The organism is Paenibacillus lautus NBRC 15380, from assembly GCF_004000945.1.
In the GTDB taxonomy this organism is placed as follows: Bacteria; Bacillota; Bacilli; order Paenibacillales; family Paenibacillaceae; genus Paenibacillus_AQ; species Paenibacillus_AQ lautus.
In genome coordinates this window covers 121,640-146,320 of sequence record NZ_BIMF01000009.1, presented here as the reverse complement: position 1 = coordinate 146,320, position 24,681 = coordinate 121,640, and the positions used below count along the sequence as shown (strand labels likewise).

General features: G+C 49.9%; 23 protein-coding genes and 1 tRNA gene. 21 read left to right on the top strand and 3 right to left on the bottom strand.

Annotated features, from left to right (window positions below):
* The first annotated feature begins 52 nt into the window (after positions 1-52).
* From PLA01S_RS17315 to PLA01S_RS17245, 15 genes are all read left to right on the top strand, one after another.
* Complete coding sequence (locus PLA01S_RS17315; RefSeq protein WP_127593301.1) at positions 53-1,606, top strand: fumarate hydratase; 1,554 nt, start codon at positions 53-55, stop codon at positions 1,604-1,606.
* 163 nt (positions 1,607-1,769) lie between these two features.
* The gene (locus PLA01S_RS17310; protein ID WP_127593300.1) at positions 1,770-2,741 is read left to right on the top strand and encodes a bile acid:sodium symporter family protein; all 972 of its coding nucleotides are present in this window, start codon (positions 1,770-1,772) and stop codon (positions 2,739-2,741) included.
* Between the two features lie 25 nt (positions 2,742-2,766).
* Positions 2,767-4,581 (top strand): two-component system histidine kinase PnpS, encoded by a 1,815-nt coding sequence (gene pnpS, locus PLA01S_RS17305; protein ID WP_127593299.1) that lies wholly within the window; start codon positions 2,767-2,769, stop codon positions 4,579-4,581.
* 71 nt (positions 4,582-4,652) lie between these two features.
* Positions 4,653-5,384 carry a response regulator transcription factor gene (locus PLA01S_RS17300; protein WP_100538791.1) on the top strand — a complete coding sequence of 244 codons (732 nt, stop codon included), beginning with the start codon at positions 4,653-4,655 and terminating at the stop codon, positions 5,382-5,384.
* Positions 5,385-5,560: 176 nt separating this feature from the next.
* Complete coding sequence (locus tag PLA01S_RS17295; RefSeq protein WP_127593298.1) at positions 5,561-6,751, top strand: methyl-accepting chemotaxis protein; 1,191 nt, start codon at positions 5,561-5,563, stop codon at positions 6,749-6,751.
* A 127-nt stretch (positions 6,752-6,878) separates the two neighbouring features.
* A complete protein-coding gene (locus tag PLA01S_RS17290; RefSeq protein ID WP_127593297.1) occupies positions 6,879-7,883 on the top strand; it encodes a PstS family phosphate ABC transporter substrate-binding protein in 1,005 nt (334 codons plus the stop codon).
* Between the two features lie 99 nt (positions 7,884-7,982).
* The gene (pstC, locus tag PLA01S_RS17285) at positions 7,983-8,876 is read left to right on the top strand and encodes a phosphate ABC transporter permease subunit PstC (RefSeq protein WP_243390879.1); all 894 of its coding nucleotides are present in this window, start codon (positions 7,983-7,985) and stop codon (positions 8,874-8,876) included.
* Positions 8,877-9,752, top strand: coding sequence for a phosphate ABC transporter permease PstA (pstA, locus tag PLA01S_RS17280; protein ID WP_100538787.1), 876 nt, complete (start codon positions 8,877-8,879; stop codon positions 9,750-9,752).
* Positions 9,753-9,800: 48 nt separating this feature from the next.
* Positions 9,801-10,556 (top strand): phosphate ABC transporter ATP-binding protein PstB, encoded by a 756-nt coding sequence (gene pstB / locus PLA01S_RS17275; protein WP_113057485.1) that lies wholly within the window; start codon positions 9,801-9,803, stop codon positions 10,554-10,556.
* Positions 10,557-10,609: 53 nt separating this feature from the next.
* Positions 10,610-11,269: a phosphate signaling complex protein PhoU gene (phoU, locus tag PLA01S_RS17270; protein ID WP_100538785.1), complete on the top strand. Its 660-nt coding sequence runs from the start codon at positions 10,610-10,612 to the stop codon at positions 11,267-11,269.
* 270 nt (positions 11,270-11,539) lie between these two features.
* Positions 11,540-14,200: a DNA polymerase I gene (gene polA / locus PLA01S_RS17265; protein WP_127593296.1), complete on the top strand. Its 2,661-nt coding sequence runs from the start codon at positions 11,540-11,542 to the stop codon at positions 14,198-14,200.
* 146 nt (positions 14,201-14,346) lie between these two features.
* Positions 14,347-15,180 (top strand): DNA-formamidopyrimidine glycosylase, encoded by an 834-nt coding sequence (mutM, locus tag PLA01S_RS17260; RefSeq protein WP_100538783.1) that lies wholly within the window; start codon positions 14,347-14,349, stop codon positions 15,178-15,180.
* A gap of 122 nt (positions 15,181-15,302) precedes the next feature.
* Positions 15,303-16,043, top strand: coding sequence for an MntP/YtaF family protein (locus tag PLA01S_RS17255; protein ID WP_127593295.1), 741 nt, complete (start codon positions 15,303-15,305; stop codon positions 16,041-16,043).
* Positions 16,044-16,052: 9 nt separating this feature from the next.
* On the top strand, positions 16,053-16,652 hold the full coding sequence (gene coaE / locus PLA01S_RS17250) for a dephospho-CoA kinase (protein ID WP_127593294.1): 600 nt from the start codon (positions 16,053-16,055) through the stop codon (positions 16,650-16,652).
* Complete coding sequence (locus PLA01S_RS17245; RefSeq protein ID WP_100539503.1) at positions 16,649-17,215, top strand: lytic transglycosylase domain-containing protein; 567 nt, start codon at positions 16,649-16,651, stop codon at positions 17,213-17,215. Before coaE ends, PLA01S_RS17245 begins: the two co-directional genes overlap by 4 nt.
* 68 nt (positions 17,216-17,283) lie before the next feature.
* Here PLA01S_RS17245 and PLA01S_RS17240 read toward each other — a convergent pair whose 3' ends face one another.
* A complete protein-coding gene (locus tag PLA01S_RS17240; RefSeq protein ID WP_053492022.1) occupies positions 17,284-17,511 on the bottom strand; it encodes an alpha/beta-type small acid-soluble spore protein in 228 nt (75 codons plus the stop codon).
* Positions 17,512-17,659: 148 nt separating this feature from the next.
* On the opposite strand from PLA01S_RS17240, the gene nrdR reads away from it, so the two are divergent.
* From nrdR to PLA01S_RS17225, 3 genes are all read left to right on the top strand, one after another.
* Positions 17,660-18,133, top strand: a complete 474-nt coding sequence (gene nrdR / locus PLA01S_RS17235) for a transcriptional regulator NrdR (RefSeq protein ID WP_071218088.1) — start codon at positions 17,660-17,662, stop codon at positions 18,131-18,133.
* 176 nt (positions 18,134-18,309) lie between these two features.
* Positions 18,310-18,382: transfer RNA gene (locus tag PLA01S_RS17230), tRNA-Ala, on the top strand.
* A 204-nt stretch (positions 18,383-18,586) separates the two neighbouring features.
* On the top strand, positions 18,587-18,883 hold the full coding sequence (locus tag PLA01S_RS17225; RefSeq protein ID WP_127593293.1) for a hypothetical protein: 297 nt from the start codon (positions 18,587-18,589) through the stop codon (positions 18,881-18,883).
* A 180-nt stretch (positions 18,884-19,063) separates the two neighbouring features.
* Here PLA01S_RS17225 and PLA01S_RS17220 read toward each other — a convergent pair whose 3' ends face one another.
* Positions 19,064-19,915 carry an aldo/keto reductase gene (locus PLA01S_RS17220; RefSeq protein WP_127593292.1) on the bottom strand — a complete coding sequence of 284 codons (852 nt, stop codon included), beginning with the start codon at positions 19,913-19,915 and terminating at the stop codon, positions 19,064-19,066.
* A 174-nt stretch (positions 19,916-20,089) separates the two neighbouring features.
* Here PLA01S_RS17220 and PLA01S_RS17215 point away from each other — a divergent pair, with 174 nt between their 5' ends.
* Both PLA01S_RS17215 and PLA01S_RS17210 read left to right on the top strand, forming a co-directional pair.
* Complete coding sequence (locus PLA01S_RS17215; RefSeq protein WP_127593291.1) at positions 20,090-20,539, top strand: MerR family transcriptional regulator; 450 nt, start codon at positions 20,090-20,092, stop codon at positions 20,537-20,539.
* Between the two features lie 540 nt (positions 20,540-21,079).
* Positions 21,080-22,021 carry an alpha/beta hydrolase gene (locus PLA01S_RS17210; RefSeq protein ID WP_127593290.1) on the top strand — a complete coding sequence of 314 codons (942 nt, stop codon included), beginning with the start codon at positions 21,080-21,082 and terminating at the stop codon, positions 22,019-22,021.
* Between the two features lie 547 nt (positions 22,022-22,568).
* Here PLA01S_RS17210 and PLA01S_RS17205 read toward each other — a convergent pair.
* Positions 22,569-22,880, bottom strand: coding sequence for a YbjQ family protein (locus PLA01S_RS17205; RefSeq protein WP_076323519.1), 312 nt, complete (start codon positions 22,878-22,880; stop codon positions 22,569-22,571).
* 642 nt (positions 22,881-23,522) lie between these two features.
* Here PLA01S_RS17205 and PLA01S_RS17200 point away from each other — a divergent pair.
* Positions 23,523-24,674 carry a GntR family transcriptional regulator gene (locus tag PLA01S_RS17200; protein ID WP_127593289.1) on the top strand — a complete coding sequence of 384 codons (1,152 nt, stop codon included), beginning with the start codon at positions 23,523-23,525 and terminating at the stop codon, positions 24,672-24,674.
* Positions 24,675-24,681 lie beyond the last annotated feature (7 nt).

Below are 24,681 nucleotides of genomic sequence, written 5' to 3'. Positions count from 1 at the left end.
TTCTTTTTTGCTATCATGTCTGGGTTATGAAAGAGAGGAGTTTACCAACGTTATGAAATTATTTGAAGAGAGCATGTATCGACTGATTGTAGAAACCTCCACGAATTTGCCCGGAGATGTGCGAAGAGCAGTCAACCGCGGGCGAGCGTCTGAGGATGCGGCAACGCGAGCGGGGCTGGCACTGGCAACGATCGCTCAAAATATTGAGATGGCCGAGCAGGAAGTATCGCCGATCTGCCAGGATACCGGCATGCCAACATTCATCGTACATACACCGGTGGGTGCGAACCAAATCGAGATGAAGAAGGCGATTTACTCTGCAGTGATTCGTGCCACGAAGGATGGCAAGCTGCGTCCAAACTCGGTGGATTCGTTGACTGGCGCTAACAGCGGGGATAATCTCGGTCCTGGTACGCCCGTCATCCATTTCGAGCAATGGGAGCAGGATAAGGTGGACGTCCGTCTCATCCTGAAAGGGGGCGGCTGCGAGAACAAAAACATTCAATACAGTCTTCCCGCAGAGCTTGAAGGGTTGGGGAAAGCGGGCCGCGATCTGGACGGAATCCGCAAATGCATCATGCATGCCGTGTATCAAGCTCAAGGTCAGGGCTGCAGCGCTGGATTTATCGGCGTAGGCATCGGAGGCGACCGGACGACCGGTTATGAGCTTGCGAAGCATCAGCTGTTCCGTCATGTGGAAGATGTGAATCCGAATGAAGATTTGGCGAAGCTCGAAGATTACATATTGGAAAATGCAAATAAGCTGGGGATCGGCACGATGGGCTTTGGCGGAGAAGTCACGCTGCTCGGCTGCAAGATCGGTGCGATGAACCGTTTGCCGGCAAGCTTTTTTGTATCGGTTGCTTATAACTGCTGGGCGTTCCGTCGTCAGGGCGTATTGGTCGAGCCGGAAACCGGGGAGATCACGGACTGGCTGTATGAAGCGGGCAGCGAGGTGCAGATGAACGCAAATTCCGAAACGGCTGTTTCTCAAGCCGAGGACTCCGGACCAAGTGATTCCAAGAGCCGCGAGGTGGTCCTGCAGACGCCAATCAGCGAGGAGCAAATTCGTTCCCTGCGCGTTGGGGATGTGGTGGTTATCCGAGGCGAGATGCATACCGGACGGGATGCGCTCCATAAATACCTGATGGATCACGATGCTCCTATCGATCTGAACGGATCCGTGATTTATCACTGCGGCCCGGTTATGATGCAGGATGAAGAGGGATGGCATGTCAAGGCGGCAGGCCCGACAACCAGCATTCGTGAGGAACCGTACCAGGGCGATATTTTGAAAAAATTCGGCATTCGCGCGGTCATCGGAAAAGGCGGCATGGGTCCGAAGACGCTTCAAGCGCTGCAGGAGCATGGCGGCGTGTATCTGAATGCGATCGGCGGGGCCGCCCAGTATTATGCGAGATGCATCAAAAAAGTAAACGGCGTGGATTTCATGGAGTTTGGCATTCCGGAAGCGATGTGGCATTTGGAGGTCGATGGCTTTGCCGCCATCGTCACGATGGATTCGCACGGAAACAGCCTGCATGCCGATGTGAGCAAGGATTCGGCAGAGAAGCTGGCCATGTTTAAAGAGCCGGTGTTCTCCTAATCCATAGCATATGAAGAAGCATTGATTGGCCACAATGAGCCGGTCGATGCTTTTTTGTTGAGCTTGGGATTGGGTCCCTTATTTCGAATTTTCGTTGCGGTTTTCGCACGCTCCGGTTTATGATGAAAGTCAAATACGTCAATTCAGTCATAGGAGGAAACAGGTGAGAAGTTTTGGACTGGCCTTTGCATCTTGGTTTGAAAAGTACACCTTTCTCTTGATTCCCGGCTCGCTGGTGCTAGGCTGGCTGCTTTCGGATGTTTTGCTGGACTTTGTTCACTGGATTCCTTATCTATTCGGTTATATCACGCTGGTTATGGCGCTTGGCTGTGGGATCCGTCATCTGCAAGGGGTTCTAAAACGCCCCTTTGCCGTTATGTTAACGCTCTTTCTTGCCCATGCGGCAGCTCCGTTGCTTGCCTATGGACTGGGCTCGGCCGTGTTTGGTGCGCACTCGGATTATACGATCGGCTTGCTGTTATTTGCGATCATTCCGCTGGGGATATCCTCGGTGATGTGGGTCGGTAGCTCCGGCGGCAGCGTTCCGTTCATCTTAGCGGTGGTCGTGCTGGATACCATACTCAGTCCGCTAGTCGTCCCGGCTTTGATGGATATGTTTATCGGGGATGCGCTGGTTACCTGGAATGCGTCTGAGCTGATTCTCGATTTGCTGACGATGGTGGTATTGCCCACTCTGATCGGGGTGATGCTGTATGAAGGTTCCAAAGGACGGATTAAAGACTGGTCGGCTCCCGTAGCCCAGCCGATATCGAAGCTGTTTTTTATGCTTGTGGTTATGCTGAATGCAGCAGCCATCGCTCCCCATGCAGCAGGCATGAAAGAGGAGATGCTGGTGCTCGTCCCGGTTGTCTTCACGCTGATTGTGATCTGTTATTTGCTTGGTTATTTTGGCTCGTATGCGATGCTGGGACCGACACGGGAAATGCAAATTACATTTACATACGCGTCCGGAATGCGTAATATATCACTCGGGATGGTGCTGGCTACAACTTATTTCTCGCCCCAGGCTTCGATTCCGGTAGTGCTGGGCATTATGTTCCAGCAGCCGGCGGCAACCATCATTCATGCGTTATTTCACCGAAGACGCACACGGACGGTAAGTTATCCAAAATGACCACGCGGCAGAAAGAGGAGAGACCATGAGGCAGTATCGCAATCGTTTGACTCTAATTATGCTTACTTTAATTGGGTTATCTATGCTCGCGGCAGGACTGGCTATGGTGACGGTATTCAAGCAGTCCCATATTCAGCTGCTGGAGGACAATATGGTCCGGGAGATACGGCTTCTGCAGACCATGATGGAGTTTCCGGATACGGACAGCGCGGATGCTCTTTCGTATTATACCAACAGATCCGTGCAGCTTGAGGAACTGTCCGATGCGAGAGTGACGTTTATATTGAAGGATGGTAAGGTTATCGGGGATTCGGAGAGTGATCCGTTAACCATGGATAACCACGCTTATCGTGAGGAGATGCTTGAAGCGGTAAAAGAAGGCCGCGGGAGTACCATTCGTCGGAGCGATACGCTTGAGCAGGACATGCTGTACGTCGCTCTTCCGGTCAAGGCCGGAGAGAATTTCGACGGATTCGTCAGATTGTCCGTCAGTCTCAAGGAAGTGGACCAGGGAGTCAAACAAGGCTGGACTGTCATGGGGATCGGCCTGCTGGTGCTGTTCCTGATTGCTGCCTTGGTGAGTTATCGCGTTGCCAAGGGCTTGACATCGCCGCTGGAGAAGATCACGCGCGTAGCCAGACGGATATCGCGCCTTGAATATGATGCGAGGGTGAAGATTCACCGTAAAGACGAAATCGGTCAATTGGCGCAAGCCATTAACGGCATGGCCGACAGCCTACAGACCCAGCTGCGGACGATACGGGATAATGAAGATTTGCTGCAAAGCGTTCTAAACAATATGACAGGCGGTATTGTCATGGTGAGCGGGGCAGGCCAGATCATTCTTGTGAACCGTGCTGCCGAGAAAATGCTCGGCATTAATGCCGAAGTGATAACTGGCAAATCGTACCGTGAGCTTAAGCAGCATTATGAATTGACCAAACTGATGGAGGAAGGCCTGGAGAGCAAGGAAGGCTTCCATGAGGAGCGCAACATTTATTATCCGGTGGAATCGATCATCCGCCTGGATGGGGTTGCGATGATGCAAGAGGAAGAGCAGGAGTCTTATCGAGGCATGCTGTTCCTGCTGCAGGATGTAAGTGATATCCGCAGACTTGAACGCATGCGGAGCGAATTCGTAGCCAACGTGTCTCATGAGCTGAAGACTCCGCTTGCCGCGGTTAAAGGATTTGCCGAAACGCTGCTTGGCGGCGGGGTTACTGATGAGAAGACATCGCGCTCCTTCCTCCAGATTATCTATGACGAGTCCGAACGGCTGAACCGGCTGATCGGTGACATTCTGGAGCTGTCCAAGATCGAATCCAAGCGGATTCAGATGGATTACTCGCCGATTCATCTGTCGGCGTTCTTCGATACGATATCCGAAATGATGCGCACGGTCGCGGAGAAGAAGCGGATCAGCCTGGAGCTCGACATTCCGGAAGAGCTGTTTATGGAGGGGGACGAGGACAAGCTTCGCCAGATCTTTATGAATCTGCTCTCGAATGCGATCAGTTACACGCAAGAAGGCGGACGAGTAAAATTAACGGCTCGTGAAAAGCATAGTAATGGGAATGCCGAGGATATTGTGGAATTCATTGTTAAGGATTCCGGGATTGGCATTCCGAAGAAAGACCTTCCCCGTATATTTGAACGATTCTATCGGGTGGATAAAGCGCGTTCGCGCGGATCAGGCGGAACGGGGCTTGGACTATCGATCGTGAAGCATCTGGTGGATCTTCATCACGGAACCATCAAGGTGGAGAGCGAGCTGGGAATCGGCAGCTCCTTCATCATTGAGCTCCCGGTATTGCAGGAAACGGCCGATACAGGAAGTTAACACTCCGTTAACATTCTGTTGATATACTTGCATTTAGCAGTCCAATTATCAAGATAAGGGCGGGGGTAACATTGACGCAACGCATGCTTGTTATTGAAGATGAGCCGACACTTTCGCGGCTGTTGTCCTACAATCTGACACAGGAAGGTTTTCAAGTCGAGGTAGAGGAACACGGTACCGCAGGTTACGAGAAAGCGTCGCATCATGAATATGATCTGATTCTGCTGGATGTCATGCTGCCTGGCATGAACGGCTTTCAGATTTTAGAGAAGCTTCGCAGCAACGGAATTACCACGCCGATCATCATTCTGACCGCGAAGAACGCCGAGGAGGAAGTTGTTCAAGGTCTGAAGATGGGGGCGGATGACTATATTACCAAGCCATTTGGCGTATCTGAGCTGCTGGCCCGTGTATCGGCCGTCATGCGCCGGGTGTCCGGTCACGCCGATGAAGTAAAGACGACAGACCATCAAGGAAACGTCATTTCACTTGGACAGCTGGAAATCTATCCTGAGAAATACGAGGTCCGGCTTGGCGGTCAGAGCATTAATCTCCGGCCGAAAGAATTTGAGGTGCTGCTCTACCTGGCCAAAAAACCGGGCGTAGTGTTAACGAGGGATGATCTGATGAACGTGGTCTGGGGCTTCGATTATATCGGCGGTCAGCGAACCGTGGACGTTCATGTGAGTTCCCTGCGCAAGAAGCTTGAGCTCGATCCTGAATCTGTACACATTGACTCCATTCGCGGGGTTGGTTATAAACTCGTAGTGAATCCGAAAAAAGGCTCCCATCATTCCGTTTGAAATGATGAGGGGTCTTTTTTTTTGGGTCTTTGGTTTGATTCTGACATGTCTAATGTCTCATATCCCGGCCATGATCCTTCCGTAGTTTACACTCCCTTAATCATTCGAGTATATTCCCATAATACTTGTCCGGTAAGATGCGTCTAAAGGACCAGATGAAGAAGGGGTGAAGGCGCATGACACTGCTTCAAACCAAACCGAATCAGACAGAGAGAATGAAGATGGAGGTAGAGCCGGAACTTGATGGACAAGTAACAAGCGATCCTGAAGCAGGCGCATTATATCGGCATTACATAAGAAGGGTCCCTGTTATAAGAAAATCTGAATCCTGCCTCGATGTGCTGAATGTGTTTGCGAAGGACTACCGTATTCCGTGCGTTATTTATTGCGATGAGGCGGATACACCGGCAGGACTGATCATGCGGGATGTCTTTTACCAGCGAATGATGGGCAGGTTTGCCGTTGACCTGTATTACTCCAAGCCAGCCTTTCAGTTTGCGGACCATCAACCGATGCGTGTCGATATTTCCGAGAAGGTCGGAACGCTGCTGGAATGGTCCCTGCAGCGCCCGGATTCAAAATTTTACGATTGTGTCCTGATCACGGAGGCTGACCGGCTGCTGGGCGTGCTTACCGTCCGGGATCTGATGAGTCTGTCCAGCGGGCTTCAAGCGGAAGCGGAAGAGAAGCGGGAACTGATCCTGCAGGAAAGCTACCGGCATACCCGGAACATTCAATCCTCGTTAACTGAAGTCCGAACGGCAGCAGCGAGAACAAACTCGGAATGTATACGCATGAGGGAGTGGTCACAAACCGGGAAGGAGAAATTGGATCTTGTCCGAACCTCGTACCTTGGCCTTGTGGAGGATATGACGAAGCGTGAAGGCCAGGCCTCCGAGCTCGCTGCCGATGCCAGCCGTATATTTTCCATCACCGGCATGATTACCGAGCTTGCAAACCAAAGCAGTCTGCTGGCCATCAATGCCTCGATTGAAGCCGCTCATGCCGGTGAGCATGGGCGGGGATTTCAAGTGGTTGCGGCAGAGGTACAATCGCTGGCAAAACAAACACGCAAGCTGTCAGGGGACATATCGCAGCTGCTCGAGCACATCCAGCGCCTGGCAGCAGATACAGCCAAGGGGGCAGTTTCATCGCTCAGGGAAATCCAATCCTGCGAGGGGTATGTAACGGAAGGTGCCCAGATGTTTAATGAAATGGACAACGCCGTTCAAGAGGTTCAGAGGTCCGGTAATCAAGTTTATCAACTGGCCGAGGAAACCGTGAAACGTGTGGAGCGGGTCAAGGATGAGCTTGCCGGAATGAACACCGGTGAAAATTCGATCATGGAAGAAAGTTCGAATCTATAACTCTACTTTTATTAAATATTTTACACTGCGTTTACATTTCTCGGAAACTGCTATTACATTCCGGGATTAATATCAATATTGTAAGTAGGAAGTAGAGACAACAACCATTTTGAAGGAGTGGATTCGTTTGTTTAAAAGAAGGGGTCGTAAACCAGCAGGTATTCTAGTATTGGTGTTAATGCTGAGCACGCTTTTGGCGGCATGCGGAGGAGGAACAACTTCCGGCGGTGCTTCCGGAGAAAATACAGACAACGGTTCAGCACAGCAAAACGAAGGAAGTACTGCAACAGCTTTGTCAGGAACGATTGAAATTGACGGTTCCAGCACACTGCATCCATTAACCGAAGCGATTGCTGAAGAGTTCGGCGCAGCGAACCCGGATGTCCGCATTCCGATTGGAACAGGCGGAACAGGTGGCGGATTCAAACGCTTCAATAATGGAGAGATTCCAATTTCCAATGCATCCCGTCCAATTAAAGACAGTGAAGCTGAAGAAGCAAAATCCAAAGGCATTACCTATCATGAGGTTCTGGTAGCTTATGACGGATTGTCCGTTGTTGTTAACCCGGACAATGATTTCGTAGATAAATTGAGCGTAGATGAGCTTAAGAAAATTTATGAGCCGAACAGCACTGTAAAAACATGGGCTGACGTTCGTGAAGGATGGCCGGCAGAGGAAATCAAAATTTACTCGCCAGGTACAGACCACGGAACATTCGATTATTTCACAGAAGCGATCAACGGTGAAGCGCAAGCAAGCAGAAACGATAGCCAAATTACGTTCAGTGCCGATACAAACGCAGTTGTACAAGGGGTTGCCGGCGACAAGAACTCCATCGGATACTTCGGATTCTCGTTCTATGAAGAGAACCAAGACAAATTGAAGCTGGTTCCGATCGATAACGGTACGGCTACCGTAGCTCCAAGCATGGAAACGATCAAGGATAACAGTTATGCTCCATTGTCCCGTCCGCTGCTGCTCTATGTTAACGATAAAGAGCTTGAGCGTCCAGAAGTGAATGCGTTCATGAACTTCTACCTTGATAATGCCGCTAGTCTTGCTGGCGAAGTTGGTTTCGTACCGCTTCAAGATGAGCAGTACAAAGAAGAAAAAGACAAGTTGGCAAAATAATTTAAAGACTACATGCCCGAAGGGAATCCTTCGGGCAACCGATAGAAAGGGAAGAGGAGAATGAACAAAACTTCACCCGTGGCGGTAAACACAAAAAGCATGACATTCCGTCGAAGCAAAACGCGCACCTCAGACAAAATCATTCCAATCCTGCTCGGCTTGTGTGCCATGCTTTCGGTGTTTACTACCATCGGTATTGTATATACGCTTTTACAGGAATCCGTGATCTTCTTCAAGGAAGTACCTGTATGGTCCTTTCTGACAGGAACGACATGGAGTCCGATTCTCCCTCCAAAAGAATTCGGCGTGCTGCCCCTGCTGGGCGGCACATTGCTGATTACAGGCATTGCGATCTTATTCGCAGTGCCTATCGGCTTGGCATGCGCTATTTATCTTAATGAATACGCTCCTGCCCGGGTTCGGGGGGTTGTAAAGCCAGTGCTCGAAGTATTGGCTGGTGTACCAACGATTGTTTATGGATATTTTGCGCTTGAAACGGTAACGCCATTCCTTCAAAAGATTTTTCCCGATATGGGTATATTCAATGCGCTAAGTGCGGGTATTGTGGTAGGGATCATGGTCCTGCCTATGATTTCGTCTCTAAGTGAAGATGCGATGCGCGCGGTACCTAAAAGCCTTCGTCACGGAGCATACGCGCTGGGTGCTACCCGATTTGAGGTTGCGCTGAAAATTGTGCTGCCTGCCGCTCTGTCGGGGGTCGTATCATCCTTCGTATTGGCATTCTCGCGCGCGATTGGCGAAACGATGATCGTAACGGTTGCTGCCGGCGCTACGCCGCAGCTGACGCTGAATCCGCTGGATAGCATTCAGACGATGACTTCTTATATCGTTCAGGTAAGTATGGGGGATGTTCCGCGCGGAACGATTGAATACGGCACGATTTTTGCGGTAGGTCTGACCTTGTTTGTCATCACCTTCTTGCTTAATATATTGGCGCAGTGGGTCGCTCGCCGCTTCAGGGAGGAATACTAGATGGAACAATTGAATCTGGGAGATAGCAAAGGAATCAACCGGAGACGCCGTAGTGACCAGACGCTGCACATGATATTCCTGGCTTGTACCAGTATCGGTATTCTTGCCTTGATGGCTTTGATTGTCACGATCGTGATGGATGGTGTTCACAGACTCTCACCTGATCTGTTCACCAACTTTCCGTCACGTATCGCGGATAAAGCAGGACTGAAATCGCCGATTGTCGGCACGGTTTATCTGCTTCTGCTCATGGCCCCGCTGTCCTTCGTACTAGGCGTGGGCGCAGCGATCTTTCTCGAAGAGTATGCAGGACGCAGCCGCTGGGTTCGGCTGATTCAGCTGAATATCAGTACGCTTGCAGGGGTTCCTTCTATTATATACGGTATCCTGGGACTGGCGATTTTTGTACGCGGCATGAATCTTGGCCGCAGCCTGCTCTCCGGGGTATTAACGATGACGCTGCTGGTGCTGCCGATTATTATCGTTGCCGCTCAGGAGGCGCTTCGCGCCGTGCCTAAGAACCGGCGCGATGCTTCTTATGCGCTGGGCGCAACGAAATGGCAAACGGTATCCAGCGCCGTGCTCCCGTCAGCGATTCCAGGAATTATGACCGGGGTTATCCTGGCTTTGTCTCGTGCGATCGGTGAAACCGCACCGCTGATCATGATTGGTGCCTTAACGTACGTGGCCTTCTTGCCGGAAAATCTGCTCGATTCGTTTACTGTCATGCCGATCCAGATCTTTAACTGGGTATCAAGACCAAGTGAGGCTTTCCACGAACTGGCGGCTTCGGGTATTATTCTGTTGCTCATCATGCTGTTCATCATGAACATTGCAGCCGTATGGATCCGGAACAAGTATTCGAAGAACATCTAAGATACGCATAAGCAGATCTAATCGTGAAAAAGGAGACATGAATAAGATATGGAATCCATCATACAGATTAAGAAATTAAACCTTTACTACGACACGTATCATGCACTTAAAAACGTGGATCTGGACATTCCGGAGAAAACGGTGACGGCGTTTATCGGACCGTCGGGCTGTGGTAAGTCAACGCTGCTGCGTACGCTGAATCGGATGAACGACATGATTCCTTCCACACGGATTGAAGGCAGCGTGCAGATCGGCGGGACCGAAATCTACAGCGAGGAAGTTCACGTTGAAGCCCTGCGCAAGCAGGTAGGGATGGTATTCCAGCAGCCGAACCCGTTTCCTAAATCGATCTATGACAACATCGCCTACGGGCCTCGTCTCCACGGTATCCGCAGTAAAGCGGAGCTTGATCAAATCGTGGAACAAAGCTTGAAACAAGCCGTGCTGTGGGATGAAGTCAAAGATTATCTCAAGCGGTCCGCGCTGAGCTTGTCCGGCGGCCAACAGCAGCGTCTGTGCATTGCCCGGGCACTTGCCGTACAGCCGGATATCCTGCTGATGGACGAAGCCACGTCCGCGCTGGACCCGATCTCGACGCTGAAGATCGAAGAGCTGGTGCAAGAGCTGAAGAGCAAATATACCATCGTTATGGTAACGCACAACATGCATCAAGCTGCACGCGTATCTGGGCAGACGGTGTTTTTCCTGAATGGCGAAGTGGTTGAATCCGCAAACACCGATACGCTGTTCTCGACACCGTCGGATGCACGTACCGAGGATTATATCTCGGGCCGTTTCGGTTAAGCCATTATGACGACTATGATCTTTCTTAAAAGTAGATAGGAGGAGCATCACATATGATCCGGAGAATTGAGTTTGATCAGCAGCTTGATGAGCTGAAAACCTTGCTGCAGGATATGGGCAAGCATATGGAGGAGGCACTGGCAAGCAGTGTAGAGTCTCTCCAGACCTTGGATGCGGAGAAAGCGCAGGCGGTTATCAAGAACGATGTGCAGTTAAACACAATGGAAGAGCAGATCATGGACATCGGCTCCCGCTTGATCGTGACCCAGCAGCCTGTGGCGAAGGATTTGCGCCGGATTTTGGTTGCTTTCCGAATCGCCAGCGATTTGGAGCGTATGGGAGACTTGGCGCGGGATGTCGCTAAAGTTACGATCCGTCTGCAAGGCCAGAAACTGATCAAGCCTTTGGTGGATCTTCCGCGGATGTCGGATTTGGTGCGTGCGATGGTTTCGGAATCCATCGAGTCCTATCTGACGGAAAATACGGACCTGGCTTATAAAATGGCCCAGGATGACGATCAGGTCGATCATTTGTACAGCGTCATTCTGCAGGATCTGTATGCGCATCTAACCTCCGATCCGGATTCGGCCAATCAGGCGATGCTGCTGATCATGGTGGGCCGTTACATTGAACGGATCGCCGACCATGCGACGAACATTGGCGAGAGCACCGTGTACCTTGTAACGGGTCACCGTCCCGACCTCAATCAATAGCATAATGAATAAGTCAAACGCTGGCGAAAGCTGGCGTTTTTTTGCGAGAATTTAGAAAACTCCAGCGAAGCGGAAGCAATTCTTGAATCGCATTTATATATTGGGGGCCCCCGCAAAGTATTTGGAATAAGCATCGAAGCGATAGGCTCCACTTTGTGGGGTTATTTTGCGTATTATTAGGAAATCATCGTTAATCGAACGGATTGTTCGGAATTGACGGTAACCTATGTTATCATGTGGAAAGGAAGTAATATTGGTGCGAGGTGTTCTATGGACAAGCTGATTTTAATTGATGGAAATAATATCATTTACCGGGCATTCTTCGCGATGCCGCCGCTGACTAATGCCAGCGGACAGCAGACGAATGCGGTTTACGGCTTTACAACCATGCTGCTTCGCTTGATTGAGGAGCATAAACCGACCCATATGATGGTCGCATTCGATGCAGGCAAGGAAACGTTCCGGCATGCGGATTTTCAGGATTACAAGGGTGGTCGCCAGAAGACACCTCCCGAGCTCTCCGGACAATTCCCTTTGCTGAAGGAGCTGCTGAAAGGCCTAGGCGTATCCCAGTTTGAAATCGGCGGTTATGAGGCCGATGACATTATCGGCACCATTACCCGTCAGGCTGACGAAGCCGGCCGGAAGGTGATGGTCGTATCCGGGGATAAGGATATGCTGCAGCTGGCTTCGGAGCATACTACGATCGCGATGGTCCGCAAGGGCGTTACCGATATCGAGTATTACGGACCAGAACAGATTAAGGAGCGATATAACCTGACGCCTGATCAGATTATCGACCTTAAGGGACTAATGGGCGATGCATCCGATAACATTCCCGGCGTTCCTGGAGTGGGTGAGAAGACGGCCCTGAAGCTGCTTCATGAATTTGGGTCCGTTGAAGCCGTGGTGTCACGCACAGATGAACTGAAGGGCAAGATGAAAGAGAAAATCGAAGAGCATGCCGATTCCGCCATACTCAGCAAGAAGCTGGCTACGATCTTCCGCGAAGTACCGCTGGAGCAGTCGCTGGATGAAATGGCATTTACAGGCCTGAATGAAGAGACGGCAGGACCTGCACTGGCGAAGCTGGAGTTTAAATCGCTAATTGAACGGTTAAACCTGAGCACAAGCGGAATGGGCGGAGATGCGGCTGAATCGAAGCCCGAAGCGAAGATTGACGTGACCCTTGTGGACACGAAGGGGCTTAAGGAGGTTGCCGATAATCTGACCCAGGTGACCGTACTCCATGTAGAGACGCATGGGGACAACCCTCATCATGCCGAGGTGATCGGACTCGCGCTCGCTACAGAGGAACGACAGTACTTCATTCCGTTTGAGGTTCTGAAGTCGGAAGAGGCCGAGCCTGTCCGTACTTGGCTTGCCGACAGCGAGATCCCTAAACGCGGTTATGATCTGCACCGCATTGATTTGGCCCTCCATTGGCAGGGCATCGCTTTTGCCGGCGCGGCATTCGACGTTCATCTGGCTGCATACCTGCTGGACCCGACCGAATCCAATCAAAGCCTTAGCGGCCTGGCCTCCAAATACGGGCTTGCGTATCTTCAAGCCGATGAGGACGTGTTCGGTAAAGGAGCAAAGTACAAGGTTCCCGATATGGAGAAGCTCAGTGAGCACATGGCCAGAAAATGTTTGGCCGTATCCGAATTGGTACCCGTTCAGGAGAAGGAATTGGCTGCCAATGAAATGCTGCCGCTGTTCCATGAGCTGGAGATGCCGCTGTCCCGCATTCTGGCCGATATGGAGAAGCAGGGCATTGCCGTTAATGCGGAGGATTTGAAGGAGCTGGGTCGCGAGTTTGAAGAACAGATCGAGAAGCTCGTTCATGAGATTTATGAGATTGCCGGGACGGAATTCAATCTCAATTCGCCTAAACAGCTGGGCGAGATCCTGTTTGTGAAACTGGAGCTTCCGGTCATCAAGAAGACCAAAACCGGTTATTCTACCGATGCCGAGGTGCTGGAGAAGCTGGCGCCTTATCACGATATTGTCCGTTTGATTCTGAAGTATCGTACCTTGGCCAAGCTGCAGTCCACCTATGTGGAAGGTCTTCTGAAGGAGATTTCATCACAGACTGGTAAAGTGCATACGTACTATCGCCAGACGATTGCCGCAACGGGGCGTCTGAGCAGCCAATACCCGAATTTGCAGAACATTCCGATCCGTCTGGAGGAGGGCCGCAAGCTGCGCAAGGTCTTCGTTCCGTCCGAGCCGGGCTGGAGCATTTTGGCGGCGGACTACTCCCAGATTGAACTGCGCGTGCTTGCGCATATCTCGGATGATGAGCGGCTGAAGGAAGCCTTCGTCCACGATATGGACATCCACACCAAGACCGCGATGGACGTGTTTGGAGTCGGCGTGGATGAGGTGGACTCCAATATGCGCCGATCCGCGAAGGCGGTTAACTTCGGCATTGTGTATGGAATCAGCGACTATGGCTTGTCCCAGAACCTGAATATTACCCGGAAGGAAGCCGCCGCGTTCATCGACCAGTATTTCGAGGTATTCCAGGGTGTGCGGCGTTATATGGACGTGATCGTCAAACAGGCGAAGCAAGATGGTTATGTGAAAACATTGCTTGAACGCAGACGCTATCTGCCGGAGATTAACGCTAGCAACTTCAACTTGCGGTCTTTTGCCGAGCGGACGGCGATGAATACGCCGATTCAGGGAACCGCTGCGGACATTATCAAGCTGGCCATGGTCCATATGGACAAGGCGCTGCATGATCGTCAATTGAAGAGCCGCATGCTGCTTCAGGTGCATGATGAATTGGTGTTCGAGGTGCCGGAGGATGAGCTGGAGATCATGAAGGAATTGGTGCCGGACGTGATGAGTCAGGCACTGAAGCTGTCGGTACCGCTGAAATCGGAAGTCAGCTATGGCGATAACTGGTACGAAGCGAAGTAAAGCTGCACACGGTGCCAGCCGATAGAGGATTGTTTATAGGGATCATGGCGTGAAGAGGGGGGGCCATATGCACCATACCTTTCCACAAAACCATGGTCCCGCTCTGTCCCAACTTCCGGTATAATGGGAGATGAGGTGAAGTCATTATGCCGGAATTGCCGGAAGTAGAAACCGTGAAACGAACACTTAACCAATTGATTAAAGGTAAGCATATAGATCATGTATCCGTACATCTGCCGCGGATTATTCAGCGTCCTGACGATATTGAGGCCTTTGCGTTTATGTTGAAGGATCACACCGTGGAAGGCGTAGAGCGCCGCGGGAAATTTTTGCGGATATTGCTGGACGGACTGGTGATCGTGTCGCATCTTCGGATGGAAGGGCGTTACGGGCTGTACCCTGCCGAGGAGCCGGTGGAAAAGCACACCCATGTCATATTCCATTTCTCGGACGGCACGGAGCTGCGCTATAAGGACGTACGCCAATTCGGAACGATGCATCTCTTTGCAACAGGGGAAGAGTTCCAGCATGCTCCGCTTGCCAAGCTGGGGTATGAGCCGCTGGATGATACGTTTACATTCGGAACCTTCAAGGAAGTCATCGGCAGCAAGAAAACGAAGATTAAGGCGGTGCTGCTGAATCAGGCATATGTGGTCGGCATCGGCAATATATATGTCGATGAGGCATTGTTTCGAGCCAAGATTCATCCCGAGCGTAATGCTAACAGCCTGAAGGATGCCGAGCTCAAGCGACTGTATCATGCGATCGTGGATACACTGTCCGAAGCCGTAGACGCGGGTGGATCTTCCATTAAGTCCTATGTCAATGGACAGGGTGAAATGGGGATGTTCCAGCATAGTCATCAGATTTACGGACGGAAGGACAAGCCGTGTCATACATGCGGCGGACCGATTCATAAGATCGTGGTTGGCGGACGGGGGACCCATTTCTGTCCGAAGTGTCAGCCGGTAAAGAAGTAATCCAATAGGCGTGCACCCATTCCTTTCCCTACACATATAATGTGGAACATATGTGGAGCGCATGGAGCTGCTCTTCTTCATGAATGAGCCGCTTGATGTGGAGCTTACGAGGAGGGAAAAGGGTGCTCAGTCATATTTTCTCGTCTGCGCTGCTGGCCATGGCATTAAGCCTGGACGGATTTGGCGCGGGGGTTACATACGGTCTGCGCAAAACAAGGATACCGCTGCTGTCTGTATTGATCATCTCGCTATGTTCCGGCTTGGTGCTTGGCGCCTCCATGCAGGCAGGCGCGCTGTTGCAGCGGTTCTTATCCCCATCTGTGGCGTCCGTGATCGGAGCCGCCATTTTGATTCTGCTGGGCTTATGGTCTCTATATCAGCAAGTTCGCAGAAAAAACGAGTCTGATGTGCAGCCGGTTTCTAATAGGGATATTTCCCAGTCCCTTATGGAAACGAAGGCGGCTGACTATCAAGTGAAATCACGACGTGAGGTTAACACGGCAGGTCAAGAGCATGTTCAGCGGGCGGTATTCTCTCTTGAGATTCCGAAGATCGGCGTTGTCATTCAAATTCTCCGCAGTCCATCAAAAGCGGATCTGGACGACTCCGGTAGCATCTCCCCGTGGGAGGCGATGTGGCTCGGGATCGCGTTATCGCTCGATGCGTTCGGAGCAGGACTTGGCGCTGCGATGCTGGGCTTCTCACCGCTAGGTACGGCAGCTGTCGTTTCCTTGTTTAGCGGGATATTCCTGGTGCTGGGCATGAGGGTTGGTTTACGCTTTGCATCCAAGGGCGGCATGCGTTTTATCTCTTATTTGCCTGCTTTTTTGTTAATCGTCATGGGTATAATGAAGCTGTTATGAGGTGAAGTCATGAATATCGGTTTAACCGGAGGAATTGCAACAGGCAAGAGCACCGTGTCCTCTATGTTGACCATGAAGGGAGCACTTCTCGTCGATGCGGATCTCATCGCCCGGGAAGTCATGCTCCCGGGTCATCCGGTGCTGGGTAAAGTGACCGAACATTTTGGACAAGCGATCCTGTTTGAGGACGGTACGTTGAATCGAAAAAAACTCGGGGAATTGATCTTCCATCATCCCGAGCAGAGAACGGTGTTGAATGAGATCACGCATCCGGCGATCCGGCAGGAAATCCGGGAACGGACGGAAGCATATGAGCGGCAGTATCCCGACCGGCTCGTGGTAGCGGATATTCCGCTGCTGCTTGAGGCAAGGGAGCAGTATTCTTATCTTGACCAGATTGCTGTCGTTTATGTACCGCGAGAGCTGCAGCTTGAGCGCCTGATGGTGCGCGATGATCTTAACCGGGAAGCGGCAGAAGCGCGTTTAAACAGCCAGATGGATATCGAGGAGAAGAAGCGTCTGGCGGATATCCTCATCGATAACAGCGGAACATTGGCCGAAACACAGCAGCAGGTGGACAACCTGTGGGGCAGGTTGGTTCGGTTATGAAGTGGCTCCGTAAAAAAAGAGTGCTGCTCCTGCTGTTTGTTTCTTTTGTAGCGCTGCTGTTTCTGAGCTCGAACTGGATGACCTTGCTGTATCCGATTCATTATAAGGATGAAATTCGGAAGCATGCCGCTTATTATGAGGTTGATCCATTCCTGGTGGCTTCCATTATACGAGTAGAAACGAACTTCAAACCGGGTAAGGAGTCCAAGAAAGGCGCGCTGGGCATTATGCAGCTGATGCCGGATACGGCGAACTGGGCGATGGAAATGGCCAAGCTGCCGTCGGTGAACCTGCTGAGCGTGAAGAATGAAGTGGACGCGAATATCCAGCTCGGCACCTGGTATATTCAGAACCTGCACAAGGAAATGGACGGCAATCCGATTGCCGCCATCGCTGCCTATAATGCAGGCCCCGGGAACGTCAAGAATTGGATCAACAAGGGCATGTGGGATGGGACCTACGAGAATGTGAAGAGTATTCCCATCGGGGAAACCCGTCACTATGTACAGCGCGTGATTTATTATTATAATCAATATACGGATGTGTATAAGGACGGCTTTTAACGAAAAAAGAGCGCTGGACAGGCTCTTACATCGAGCCGTCCAACACTCCTTTTTTAAGGAAGAATCAATTATTGACCGGAGAATTGACCAGCCAATTGTTGCTCGGCCAGGGTTACAAGACGCTTTGTGATGTATCCCCCGATCGAACCGTTCTCGTAGGAAGTCATGTTACCTTGGTATCCGTCTTGTGGAATGGAGATACCAAGTTCTTGAGCTACCTCGTACTTCAATTGCTCAAGAGCAGCGTTTGCGCGAGGAACAACCAGGTTGTTGGAGTTGTTGTTGCTTTGTGCCATGTTAAGTTCACCTCCTTGGGTTGGTAAAAGTATTATGTCTCGGGTTTCGCATTTTCATAACATAAAAGAAAAAAGTTTTGCTGGTAAATTTTTCTTTAGCGCCATTAAGGCTAAAATACGCTGAAACGAAGGAAGTGAAGTTGACTTTATGAAGTGTCCATATTGCAGTTATGCCGGGACGAAAGTGCTTGATTCCAGGCCTGCCAACGAGAATAAATCCATCCGCCGCCGCAGGGAATGCGAGCAGTGCAGCAAGAGATTCACAACCTTTGAGATGGTGGAGGAAACGCCGCTGATCGTCGTGAAGAAGGACGGAAGCCGTGAAGAATTCAGCCGGGAGAAGGTACTCCGCGGTTTGATACGTGCATGCGAGAAGCGTCCGGTATCGGTGGACCAGCTGGATATGATCGTATCGGATGTTGAGAAGGCACTGCGAAATACCGCAGCAGCAGAGGTGGAGAGCCGCCAGATCGGGGAGCTTCTGATGGAACGGTTATATCCGGTCGACGAAGTAGCTTACGTCCGGTTTGCATCCGTGTACCGGCAGTTCAAGGATATCAATATGTTTATGAAGGAACTGAAAAGCCTGCTGTCCAAGGATACGGACGGTCAGGAGCTGTAAGAGCGCCGGGGTTCCGCGTGATCCAGGTGCTCTTCCGGTGCTCCCATGGCGCCCATCCTCATCATCGATAAGTGACATGATATAGAGAAGTAAAAGGGATACAGCACGTCATCAAAAAATGTGAAAAACATGTTGACATGCCTGCTGATTTTTTATATGATATAGAAGTCGCTTACGGGGCCTTAGCTCAGCTGGGAGAGCGCATCGCTGGCAGCGATGAGGTCAGGGGTTCGATCCCCCTAGGCTCCATATGAAGAAAACCCTTGATGGTACATCAAGGGTTTTTTTGTTTTTTAATACCTTTTTAGTAATTTACATAAATGGGATTGGGGACGAATTGGGGACGAAATTGAATACAATGAAGTTGGGTAATCAATTTAAATCATGAAAACAAGCAGCGTCGGGGTTCCCGGCGCAGCTTGTTTTATTGGATGGGTTCGAACAGACTGATCCATGCCAGCTCGTTTTAAGTACAAGCAATTATTTAGGGTCTTAGGCCTTGGCATCGTGGTTACCACGATCGGGTACAAAGAAAAGACAAAAGTTTCGCGACCTGATCCTATCCAGGACAAACAAGCCTCTCCCATTGATATCGTCAAACAAATGAGTGACAATGAATACACCACCGTGATAGGGGAGGAGAACCAACTGTTTCAGGATGCGGTTACAAAGTTGGCCGAAACGCTTGTGCGTTGGGAATCTCTGAAAGTGAACATCACGAAACAGTATGAACAATATCGAGTTAAATGATATGCCTCGCTCTTTGCGTGAGAGATAGGTATTGGTGGGGGTAATAGATTTTGTTACACCGGTAGCAGCAGTTTTACTATTCTTAGAATTTGCAATTCAAGTAAAGAAAGGACAGGGGCGCCCTGTCCTTTCTTTATAGATGAGGATAAACGCGTAATGAGTTTACGGTTCGATCAAGGTTTACAGATCGACTTTCCAGTTGCCCATCATCTTGGCGACTTCCGGATCGCGGTACGATAAGAAAAGACTTTCCCGCGTATCGAGGGTGGAAATTTGTTCGATATCGTCCGCGCACAACGCAAAGTCGAAAATGTTGAAGTTTTCGACGATCCGCTCTTTTCTCACCGATTTTGGAATGACAACGACTTCACGTTGAACAAGCCAGCGCAGCACGACCTGAGCGACGGACTTGTTGTATTTTTCCGCGATCGAGGTCAGCACTTCGTTGCCAAACATGTTGTTGCGTCCTTCAGCGAGCGGCCCCCACGATTGGTGCTGCACTCCCTGCTCTTTCATAAAAGCGGTGTTCTCGATTTGCTGGTAGAACGGGTGCGTTTCGATCTGGTTGACGGCGGGCACGATTTTGTTATGCACGATGAGGTCCATAAGTCGTTCGGGCAGGAAGTTGCTGACACCGATCGCTTTGATTTTGCCTTCGCGGTACAGGTCTTCCATCGCACGCCAAGCGCCGTAGTAATCGCCAAACGGCTGGTGAATAAGGTACAGATCGAGATAGTCGAGCTGCAGCTTCCTCAAGGATTTGGCAAACGCCAGCTTGGCACTCTCGTAGCCGGCATCCTGAACCCAGAGCTTGGTCGTGATGAACAGCTCTTCACGCGGTACGCCGCTGCGCTTGATCGCGCGTCCGACCGCTTCCTCATTCAGATAACCGGCGGCGGTGTCGATCAGGCGGTAACCGGCCATCAGCGCTTCATATACCGCATTCTCGCATTCTTCAGCATCGGGAATTTGGTAGACACCGAAGCCGATGATCGGCATTTTCACTCCGTTGTTCAATGTTACAGTTTGCATTGTAATTCCTCCCATGGTTCAAATGTAAAACGGCATACGGCCGCGAATCCCGTGAATCGGGCACCTCAGCGGGGCTTCCGCTTACGGTCGATTTGCGTTACAATAAGCCTACCGCCTTCGTGTTACACGAAGTCAAGCCGTCTTCAAAAATTTATTTTCCAAGGAGGATTACACATGCATACGGTCAAAGAAGCCGCCCTGATTACGGGACTTACCGAGCACGCCGTGCGCTTTTATACGGATAAAGGCCTGGTGCCAAGCGTACAGCGCAATCAAAACAACATTCGGATGTTCGACGAAGAATCGATCAACTGGCTGCATGGCGTCAAATGCCTCAAGCAATCCGGGATGCCGATTGAAGTCATTAAAACGTACGTCGACCTCTGCCTCGAAGGGGATTCGACCATTCCGCAACGCTACACACTCATAATGGAGCATAAAGAAGCGGCGCTCGTTAAGCTCGAAGAAGCCAAACAGCACATTGCCCATTTGGAACAAAAAACCGTCCTATATCAGGCCATTCTGGAGCACCGCGCTCCAGACACGACCAATCCCGGCAACTGGGACAAATTTCAACATATGCATGGTGACGTATTTTACTCGCCTTCTGTTCGGAAGGCGTGAGAGATATTCGTGCGCATATCAACCGCTCTGAAGAAAATCTTCGGTTTTAAACTCCGGATTGGCTTGGCAATGAACAAGATCCGCGTCACGCTACATTGAACTATCGGGGTACCACAGTATTGAAAGGCTCCTTAGATTTACAAACAAAAAGTCAGATTATTGTTTTATACCTCCCAAATTAGTTCATAAATACTATTATATGGACAGGAATGAATTCCTGATCTTAGATAGCAAATCATTTTTTAAGTTACAAATATGTGCGTAATTACATTGCCGGATTCTTTGCAATACAATGGGAATATTAGATTGCTAAAATTAATTAGAAGGAAGTGTGTTACATGAATCTTTTTTAGCTATCTAAACCTAAATGTGATTTTAAAAATTGAAACACCTATTCACCTTCAGTGAATACTTGGTAATATGGATGTTGATAACTTATTTTATGGTAAAGTAAGACAAATCTCAGAACAAATGTTATATTCACAAATATATTGCAAAATTTAATTTAACAAATCCAAAGAAGAGACAGGAGTTTTTAAAATGACAAATAAAGTCGTACTCGAAACAGCTGCTAAACAATTTGCGGAGGCGACAGCCAACCCTCCCTATTTGTTTGATCATGGCCCGGTGAAAGGCCGCGAAGTCGTCGATCAAGTCCAATCCGGTTCTGTGAATAAATTGCCGGTTGAAATAGAAGAATTGACCATTAACGGCGGCCCTAAGGGTAGTGTGTCTCTTACCATTGTCCGCCCGCAGAATGCACCGAGCGTGCTTCCGGTTATTCTGTACACACACGGAGCCGGCTGGGTATTCGGTAACGTACATACGCATGATCGACTGATCCGCGAATTGGCCGTTGGCTCCCAATCTGCAGTTGTGTTCACAAATTACAGCTTATCTCCCGAGAATCGCTATCCGGTAGCGATCGAAGAAGTGTACGCGGCACTCGACTGGGTGGCAGAGAACGGGAGCCAATACGGATTCGATACCAACCGTATTGTAGTAGCCGGTGATAGCGTCGGAGGCAACATGAGCGCAGCCATTACGCTGATGGCCAAAGATCGAAAAGGGCCGAAGATTCACAAACAATTGTTGTTCTACCCGGTAACGGACGCTTCATTCGACAACGATTCCTACATACAATTCGCCGAAGGTTACTTTTTGCGTCGCGACGCGATGCAATGGTTCTGGGATCAATACACGACGGATCCGGAGCAAAGAAAAGAAATTTACGCATCTCCTCTGCAAGCGACAACTGAGCAATTGGCTGGGCTTCCTGAAGCTCTGGTAATTACAGGCGAAGCCGATGTATTGCGGGACGAGGGTGAAGCGTATGCCAATAAACTGCGGGAAGCCGGAGTTAGAGTAACGGCTGTTCGCTTCCAAGGCATCATCCATGACTTCGTGATGTTAAACGATTTGGCCGATACCGCGGCTGCTCGGGGAGCACTTTTACTGGCTAACGCTTGGATTCAGGTATAATCAACCCGGATCTGAAAAAAAGAAGACGGTACCTGGAGTTCCGTGCATGTCTCCAAAGGGTGCCGTCTTATGCTGAGATCATGACGGGACTCGACCGTAAAATTCGCGAGGAAGGAGCGGAAGATCTAAGTACTGATACTGTAATGAGGGTGACTGGGAAGGCGCCTGTCTCCTTCCAACAATTTGCACAGAGACACGCAGAAATCTGGATGCGGTAATTGGAATGGAATCAACAAAATGAATAATAGTTGCTTTCCTGAGATTGCATTCAAGTACAATATATCCATAGAAAATAGTCCAATTCAACTTTATATCTCAAAAAGATATTTAAAATAAAATTAAATTCTATCACATGTCTTAAACAAAACTTCAACAATACGTTGATAAATACGTTTCAAAATTAAAGGTCTAAAAAAATCCCATCCATTATGAATGATGGGATTTTTTTATTAAGATTTGAGATACCAAAGACGGCAAAGTATATAAGTTCTTGTCATAACTCAACGACAAGAACTTATATACTATACGGAAATTGACACTGTACCCGCTATACCACCACTGCGGTTCCGCTGACGGCCACCATCAGCATTCCCTCACGAATAACTTCATAGTCGATGTCCACTGCTATAATGGCGTTTGCCCCCAAGCGCACGGCTCGATCTTCCATCTCGACAAACGCTGCATCCCTTGCTTCCTGCAGCTTGTTTTCGTATGCCCCCGAGCGCCCGCCGACAATATCGGTAATGGAGGCCAGAAAGTCCCTCACTACATTAGCACCCATAATGACTTCGCCGGTCACAATACCGATATACCTTTGAACAGGGTAACCTTCAATGGTGGATGTCGTTGTAATAATCATGCGATCTTCCTTCTTTCAAATAGATTTTTATAGCGGCTACGTGTAAAAACAACTTTCGAGAAAATGGTCCTTGCCAATAGAGCAACCAGGTTGGTGCACCGCCCCCAGGATGTTGATCGCCTTGGTGGAGAAGGTTACCTGATGACGATGACTGCATGACTAGAAGAATACGACCATTTTTCCAGCGTGTGTGTCTTCCTTTATTACGCTGACAGAAGAGGATTGGTTGCACGAGTGGACGTAATAAGCAGGTACAGATGGTTGTCAGGCGCCAGCCGGACAGCTGACGGAGGCGCTCACAGGCGTTCGCATGTGTATTTTGTTTTGACCGACTCAACCGATTCCGCCCTATAAATATATCGGAAACTTTGACCGGGCAGAATTTACCCGGCAATAAAAAGCAAAGCGTCCCACAAGCCTTTACTTCAAGGCTTGCGGGGCGCTTTTTTGAAGCAAACCTATGAAGCGAATGAACAAATCACTGATATATAATTTATGATTCAAGACCGCAGCATTAAGATTTAACATAGAATTTACAAGGCTTTTACAAATATATCATTGAATATGTCAGTGACATTCATTAAGTTTAAATCAGATCCCTTGCGGATTACGAGTCGACTCAACGATTAGAGGGATAATTTGATGAAAGATGTACGTTTGATTAAACAGAATCAATTATATCACCGGGTGGCTGATCAGGTAATCGAGATTATTCAAAGTCGTAGGCTGCGGCCGCATGATCCTGTTCCATCCGAAGGAGAGCTTGCCAAGCTGTTCGGCGTGAGTCGAATGACGAGCAAGCTGGCGCTTCAAAAGCTGGCAGAGCAAGGACTGGTGTACCGCCTGCCCCGGAGAGGGACCTTCCTTGCCCAGCCGATAGAAGGATTGATGGCCGATGGAGGAACTTCTCCCCAGGTCACCGAGGCGGCGCCTAACGTGGACAGGCTGGTTGGACAGATCGCACTCATTATGCCCCATCTATCCGATTACACTTCCAGAATCATCGCCGCCGCCGAGGCTGAAGTGCGAAAGCACGGGTGCGACCTCATTTTAAAAATGACGAAGGACTGCGACGATGAGGATCTTTGTCTGGAAAGGCTGGCCGAAGGAGGGATCACCGGTATCATTCTGTTTCCTCAGGGGCGGAAGACCTGCAGCGATCAGGTGCTGCGACTAAAGCTGCGCAAACTGCCGCTGGTGATCATCGATCGTATTTTCCATGAAGTGGAGATTGATTGCGTGTATCACGACCACTATATGGGCTCTTATCAAATGACGAAGTATTTGATCGAGAAGGGGCACCGGGAAGTCGGATACACTTCGAATCCGATCGACAATATCACAAGCCGGAAGGAACGGTATCAAGGCTATATCCAAGCACTGCTCGACCATAAAATTCCGGTGAAGATCCAGAACATTCATTTTCGAAGCGTCACTTGCGATACCAGCCGCATTAATGAGTGCGATCCGGAACAGGAGCAGTTTATTCTGGACAACCCCCGGATGACGGCCATCATGTGCGGGGATGACCATGTCGCCATCTCGACCATTCACACCGCACTGCAAATGGGGATTCCGGTTCCTGAAAAGCTGTCCATCGTCGGGTTCTCCGATATTCAGTTAGCGGCATATATTCCGACACCGCTTACAACGGTTCGACAAGATACCGAGAAGCTTGCCCGATCGGCCGTTGATTTGCTGATGAAGCGCGTTGGCAACTCCAACGAAAATCCAATCACCATTAAAATTCAAACATCGATTGTAGAACGACAATCCGTTCAGTCCAGGACGTAAAATGGAT

What these genes read in the sequence shown, in the direction of transcription:
- PLA01S_RS17225 (WP_127593293.1), top strand. Translation starts at nt 18,587, where the DNA reads ATGCCAGCTCGTTTTAAGTACAAGCAATTATTTAGGGTCTTAGGCCTT.
- nrdR (WP_071218088.1), top strand. Translation starts at nt 17,660, where the DNA reads ATGAAGTGTCCATATTGCAGTTATGCCGGGACGAAAGTGCTTGATTCC.
- PLA01S_RS17200 (WP_127593289.1), top strand. Translation starts at nt 23,523, where the DNA reads ATGAAAGATGTACGTTTGATTAAACAGAATCAATTATATCACCGGGTG.
- phoU (WP_100538785.1), top strand. Translation starts at nt 10,610, where the DNA reads ATGATCCGGAGAATTGAGTTTGATCAGCAGCTTGATGAGCTGAAAACC.
- pstA (WP_100538787.1), top strand. Translation starts at nt 8,877, where the DNA reads ATGGAACAATTGAATCTGGGAGATAGCAAAGGAATCAACCGGAGACGC.
- PLA01S_RS17315 (WP_127593301.1), top strand. Translation starts at nt 53, where the DNA reads ATGAAATTATTTGAAGAGAGCATGTATCGACTGATTGTAGAAACCTCC.
- PLA01S_RS17215 (WP_127593291.1), top strand. Translation starts at nt 20,090, where the DNA reads ATGCATACGGTCAAAGAAGCCGCCCTGATTACGGGACTTACCGAGCAC.
- PLA01S_RS17210 (WP_127593290.1), top strand. Translation starts at nt 21,080, where the DNA reads ATGACAAATAAAGTCGTACTCGAAACAGCTGCTAAACAATTTGCGGAG.
- pnpS (WP_127593299.1), top strand. Translation starts at nt 2,767, where the DNA reads ATGAGGCAGTATCGCAATCGTTTGACTCTAATTATGCTTACTTTAATT.
- coaE (WP_127593294.1), top strand. Translation starts at nt 16,053, where the DNA reads ATGAATATCGGTTTAACCGGAGGAATTGCAACAGGCAAGAGCACCGTG.
- PLA01S_RS17245 (WP_100539503.1), top strand. Translation starts at nt 16,649, where the DNA reads ATGAAGTGGCTCCGTAAAAAAAGAGTGCTGCTCCTGCTGTTTGTTTCT.
- PLA01S_RS17240 (WP_053492022.1), bottom strand. Translation starts at nt 17,511, where the DNA reads ATGGCACAAAGCAACAACAACTCCAACAACCTGGTTGTTCCTCGCGCA.
- PLA01S_RS17295 (WP_127593298.1), top strand. Translation starts at nt 5,561, where the DNA reads ATGACACTGCTTCAAACCAAACCGAATCAGACAGAGAGAATGAAGATG.
- pstC (WP_243390879.1), top strand. Translation starts at nt 7,983, where the DNA reads ATGACATTCCGTCGAAGCAAAACGCGCACCTCAGACAAAATCATTCCA.
- polA (WP_127593296.1), top strand. Translation starts at nt 11,540, where the DNA reads ATGGACAAGCTGATTTTAATTGATGGAAATAATATCATTTACCGGGCA.
- PLA01S_RS17220 (WP_127593292.1), bottom strand. Translation starts at nt 19,915, where the DNA reads ATGCAAACTGTAACATTGAACAACGGAGTGAAAATGCCGATCATCGGC.
- pstB (WP_113057485.1), top strand. Translation starts at nt 9,801, where the DNA reads ATGGAATCCATCATACAGATTAAGAAATTAAACCTTTACTACGACACG.
- PLA01S_RS17205 (WP_076323519.1), bottom strand. Translation starts at nt 22,880, where the DNA reads ATGATTATTACAACGACATCCACCATTGAAGGTTACCCTGTTCAAAGG.
- mutM (WP_100538783.1), top strand. Translation starts at nt 14,347, where the DNA reads ATGCCGGAATTGCCGGAAGTAGAAACCGTGAAACGAACACTTAACCAA.